Here is a 4,820-nt window from a genome sequence, read left to right as displayed (position 1 = left end):
CGCGCTGAAGCTGCCGCGGAAATAGATCAGCGGGTCGGCGCCGCCATCGCTGTGCACCTCGCGCACCAGGCCGATGAAGACCGAGTGCGTGCCGTGGTCGTGCGCCTGCAGCAGCTCGCAGTCGAGGCTGGCGAGCGCATCGGCCATCACCGGCGCGCCGGTCTGCTGCACGGTCCAGTCGCCGCCCTCGAAGCGCTGCTCGCCCTTCAGGCCGGTCATGCCCGCGAAGCGCGCGGCGATGTCGGCCTGGCCGTCGCGCAGCAGGTTCACCGAGAAGGCGCGCGTGCGCTCGATCACCGGGTGCGCGCTCGCGCCGCGGTTGACGCAGATCAGCACGGTGGGCGGCGAATCCGACAGCGAGCAGAAGGCCGTGGCGGTGAGCCCGGTGCGCTCGCCGGGCCGGCCGGTGGCGATGACCACCGGCGCACCCGCGTGATGCTTCATGAGTTGCTTGTAGGCGCTGGCTTCCATGGGGTGCTCCTCGTGTCAGCGGTAGAGATGTTTCCAGTCGCCCGCCGCCGGACGCGCCAGGCCGAGGTTGTCGCGCAGGGTCGGGCCCTCGTAGTCGTGGTGGAAGACGCCGCGGCGCTGCAGCTCGGGCACCACCAGCCGCACGAAGTCCTCGTAGCTGCCGGGCATGCTGGTGGCCGCGAGCACGAAGCCGTCGCAGGCGCCGGTGCGGAACCACTGCTCCATCTGGTCGGCGACGTCGGTCTTGCTGCCGACGAAGGTGGCGAGCTCGTCGGTGGTGCCGCGGCCGCTGAAGCGCAGGAAGTCCGCGAGCGTCGGCCGTGCCAGGCCGCTCTGCGCGATCACGCGGTCGAGGATGGCGCGCAGCCCGGTGATCGAGCCCAGCTCCTCGTCGGTGAAGGGCTCGTCGGGCCGCTTGGTCGCGAAGTCGAAGTTCAGCACTTCCGACAGCAGCGCGAGGCCGTCGACCGGTTTCACGAGCGCATCGATCTCGGCCTTCTTGTCCTCGGCCTCGGCGCGGCTCTCGGCCGCGATCACGTAGACCGCGGGCGCCACCTTGACCTGGGCCGGATCGCGGCCGTGCGCCGCGACCTTGCGCTTGAAGTCGGCGTACGACCTGCGTGCCACGTCGATGTTCGGATAGATCACGAACACCAGCTCGCCCCAGCGCGCCGCGAACTCGCTGCCGCGCCCGCTCTGGCCGGCCTGGATCAGCACCGGATGGCCCTGCGCCGAGCGCGGCACGGTGAACGGTCCGCGCGACTTGAACCACTTGCCGCTGTGGTCGAGGCGGCGCACCTTGGAAGCGTCGGCGAAGCGGCCGTTCGCCTTGTCGTGCAGCACGGCGCCTTCCTGCCAGGTGTCCCAGTGGCCGAGCACCACTTCGAGGAACTCGTCGGCGCGCTCGTAGCGCAGGTCGTGCGCGAGGTGCTCCTGCGCGCCGAAATTCGCGGCCTCCGAATTGTTGAGCGAGGTCACCACGTTCCAGGCCACGCGGCCTTGCGTCAGCAGGTCGAGCGTGGCGAACACGCGCGCCACGTGGAAGGGCTCGTAGTAGGTGGTGGAGTAGGTGGCGCCCAGGCCCAGGCGCTCGGTGGCCAGGCCCATGGCCGTGACCACGGAGATCGGGTCGAGCTTGACCGCGCGCACGCCGTGCTCGACCGTGTCGCGGTGGTCGTCGCCATAGCGGTCGGGCATCGCGAGCCGGTCGTCGAAGAAGGCCATCTGGAACTTGCCGCGCTCCAGCGTGCGGGCGATGTTCTGGTAGTAGGCCGGCGTGCCATAGCCGAGTTCGGTGTCGGGGTGGCGCCACGAGGCGACCAGGTTCGAGCAGTTCTGCGCCTGCAGGAAGGCCACGAGCGTCATCTGGGGTGCGGTCATCGGATCTTGCCTCTCTCTCGCGACTCGTCGGAGTCATTGGGATGGCTCGAATGCTAGGTTTGACCTCGCACCACAACAACTCAAATAATCTTAGGCATTGTTCAGACTTTTGGAATGACGCAGGATCGCCCCATGAACATCAACTTCAAGCTGATCGGCACCTTCCTCTCGGTGGCGCAGAACGAGAGCTTCCGCAAGGCGGCCGAGGAGACCAACCGCTCGCTGCCCGCGGTCAGCATGCAGGTCAAGCAGCTCGAGGAGCAGCTCGGCGTGGCGCTGTTCCAGCGCACCACGCGCAAGGTGACGCTGACGCAGGAGGGCGAGCAGCTGCTGATCAGCGCGCGCAAGGCGCTGGCCGAGCTCGAGGTCGGGCTCTCGCACATCCAGCATGCGGCCGACGTGCAGCATGGCCACCTGTCCTTCGCCTGCGTGCCGACCATCGCGAGCACGCGGCTGCCGGCGATCCTCACGGCCTTCGCGAAGAAGTATCCGGGCATCAGCGTGCATGTGCGCGAGCTTGCCAACCAGGACCTGCTGGAGGCGGTGCGTCGGCGCGAGGTCGACTTCGCGATCGGGCCGGTGCCCGAGAAGAAGGGCGAGCTCGAGTTCGCGCCGATCTTCGTCGACGACTACTGCGCGATGCTGCCGCGCGGCTATCAGGACAACGGCCGCGCGAGCATCTCGCTGCGCGAGCTGTCGAAGCTGCCGTTGCTCAAGCTGTCGAGCTCGACCGCCTTTCGCGACCACGTCGACAACGCGCTCAAGGCCAACGGCCTTTCGCACGAGAGCAACTACGAGTTCATGCAGGTCACGACGCTGGTCGCGATGGCCGAGGCGGGCCTGGGCATCGCGCTGCTGCCGCGCGTGGCGCTGCCGCGGCGCACGCCGCTCAAGGTGGTGCGCATCATCGGGCCGGCGTTGAGCCGCACCATCGCCATCGTGACGATCCGTGGCCATTCGCTCTCGCCCGCGGCGGCGCGGCTGGTGGAGATGTGCAACAAATTGATCGCGGCCGAGTAGCGAGCGGCCGAACATGGACAAACGGTAATGTTCGCGGCGTTCGTGCGCGCCCTATCGTTTTTATGATCCGAAGCGATGGCGGTCCTGTCCCGGGGTCGCCGTTCCGCTCGACATGAACACCGCACCCCGTCCCTCCCTGTCGACCTGCTTGCGGGCCGGTTTGCTGTGCGCGGGCTTCCTGCTCGGGCATGCCGCCGACGCGGCGCGCGGGCCGGCGCCCACCGCCTTCCAGACCAGCACCTATGCGGCCGGGCTCGAGTTGCCCTGGGGCATGGAGTTCATGCCCGACGGCCGCCTGCTGGTGACCGAGCGCGCGGGCCGCCTGCGCATCGTGGATGCGCAGGGCGACAAGGTCTCGACGCCGGTGCGTGGCCTGCCGGCCGTCGACCGGCGCAGCCATGGCGGTCTGCTCGACGTCACGATCGATCCGGGCTTCGAGGCCAACCGCCTCATCTACCTGAGCTACACCGAGGTCGATCGCCGCCGCAGCCGCGCCGGGCGCAACGGCATCGCGGTCGCGCGGGCACGGCTCAGCGACGACGGCGCGCGCGTCGAGCAGCTCAAGGTGCTGTTCCGCCAGACGCCGAAGATCGCGGTAGGCGAGAACCTCGGCGGGCGGCTCGCGGTCTCGGGCGATGGCCACCTGTTCCTCACGCTCGGCGACCGCTATGCGCCCGAGGACCGCATGCGCGCGCAGTCGCTGGGCTACTACCAGGGCAAGACGGTGCGCATCCGCACCGATGGCGGCATTCCGGCCGACAACCCCTTCGCGCAGCGCGCGGGCGCGCGGCCCGAGATCTGGAGCCTCGGCCATCGCAATCCGCAGGGCGCCTTCGTGCATCCGCGCACGGGCCAGCTCTGGGTGGCGGAGCACGGACCGCAGGGCGGCGACGAGATCAACGTGGTGCGCAAGGGCCGCAATTACGGCTGGCCCCTCGTCAGCTTCGGCTGCGAGTACAACACCTGCGCGCCGATCGGCGAGGGCACCGCCAGGGCCGGTCTCGCACCGCCGCTCGTGCACTGGGGCCTGCCGGCGATCGCGCCGAGCAACCTGATCCTCTACACCGGCGACCAGTTTCCCGAGTGGAAGGGCAGCGTGCTCGTGGGCGCGCTGGCCGGCAAGGCCGTGTGGCGCATCGAGCTTGCGGGCGAGGACGCCGCGCCGCGCGTGGTGTGGCGTGAGCCGCTGTTCGCCGAGCTCGGCGAGCGCATCCGCGACATCCGCCAGGGGCCCGATGGCGGCCTCTACCTGCTGGTGGATGGGGTGCAGGGCCGCGTGGTGCGCGTCGCGCGCGCCGACGCGAGCCTGTAGCGCCGGCGCGGGCGGCAGCGGGCGGCACAATCGAAGGCGTGATCCATCCCACTCCCCTGTGGCGTTGCCTCATCGTCGAGGACGACGCCGACAACGCCCGCTACATCGCCGAGGGCTTTCGCGCGCTCGGCCACGTGGCGGTGATCAGCCGCGACGGCACCGATGCACTGGCGCGCGCCACCAGCGAAGCCTGGGACCTCGTGATCCTCGACCGCATGCTGCCGAACGAGGTCGACGGCCTGTCGATCCTCGCGACCCTGCGCGCGCTCGGCAAGAAGACACCGGTGCTGGTGCTCAGCGCGCTGAGCGCGCTCGACGAGCGCGTGCGCGGCCTCAAGGCCGGCGGCGACGACTACCTGGCCAAGCCCTTCGCGTTCTCGGAGCTGGCCGCGCGCGCCGAGGCGCTGGTGCGGCGCTCGCGCACCGGGCCCGAGATCCGCACGCTCGAGGTGGCCGACCTGTCCATCGACCTCGCGAGCCGGCAGGTGAAGCGCGCGGGTCGCCCCATCGCGCTGCAGCCGCGCGAGTTCCGCCTGCTGGCCTACCTCATGATGCATCCGGGCCAGGTGGTCACGCGCACCATGCTGCTCGAGGCCGTGTGGGACTACCAGTTCGATCCGCAGACCAACGTGATCGA

The 4,820-nt window shown here is 69.9% G+C and carries 5 protein-coding genes; 3 read left to right on the top strand and 2 right to left on the bottom strand.

Annotated elements, in window-relative coordinates; all coding sequences use genetic code 11:
- Window positions 1-471 (bottom strand): flavin reductase family protein (locus tag AC27VN_RS32785; RefSeq protein ID WP_490879268.1); only part of this gene is annotated, 471 nt, incomplete at its 3' end.
- A gap of 15 nt (window positions 472-486) precedes the next feature.
- On the bottom strand, window positions 487-1,851 hold the full coding sequence (locus AC27VN_RS32780; protein ID WP_490879267.1) for an LLM class flavin-dependent oxidoreductase: 1,365 nt from the start codon (window positions 1,849-1,851) through the stop codon (window positions 487-489).
- A gap of 132 nt (window positions 1,852-1,983) precedes the next feature.
- On the opposite strand from AC27VN_RS32780, the gene AC27VN_RS32775 reads away from it, so the two are divergent.
- The 3 genes from AC27VN_RS32775 to AC27VN_RS32765 all read left to right on the top strand — a co-directional run.
- On the top strand, window positions 1,984-2,871 hold the full coding sequence (locus AC27VN_RS32775) for a LysR family transcriptional regulator (protein ID WP_395345522.1): 888 nt from the start codon (window positions 1,984-1,986) through the stop codon (window positions 2,869-2,871).
- Window positions 2,872-2,983: 112 nt separating this feature from the next.
- On the top strand, window positions 2,984-4,183 hold the full coding sequence (locus AC27VN_RS32770) for a PQQ-dependent sugar dehydrogenase (protein WP_490879266.1): 1,200 nt from the start codon (window positions 2,984-2,986) through the stop codon (window positions 4,181-4,183).
- Between the two features lie 56 nt (window positions 4,184-4,239).
- The coding region (locus AC27VN_RS32765) for a response regulator transcription factor (RefSeq protein WP_490879269.1) at window positions 4,240-4,820 on the top strand (581 nt) is incomplete at its 3' end.

This window comes from Variovorax sp. 20P10.2.4 (genome assembly GCF_058244205.1).
Note: the sequence above shows the minus strand (reverse complement) of the source record. Positions and strands in the feature narration are given on the sequence as shown.

What these genes read in the sequence shown, in the direction of transcription:
- AC27VN_RS32780 (WP_490879267.1), bottom strand. Translation starts at nt 1,851, where the DNA reads ATGACCGCACCCCAGATGACGCTCGTGGCCTTCCTGCAGGCGCAGAAC.
- AC27VN_RS32775 (WP_395345522.1), top strand. Translation starts at nt 1,984, where the DNA reads ATGAACATCAACTTCAAGCTGATCGGCACCTTCCTCTCGGTGGCGCAG.
- AC27VN_RS32770 (WP_490879266.1), top strand. Translation starts at nt 2,984, where the DNA reads ATGAACACCGCACCCCGTCCCTCCCTGTCGACCTGCTTGCGGGCCGGT.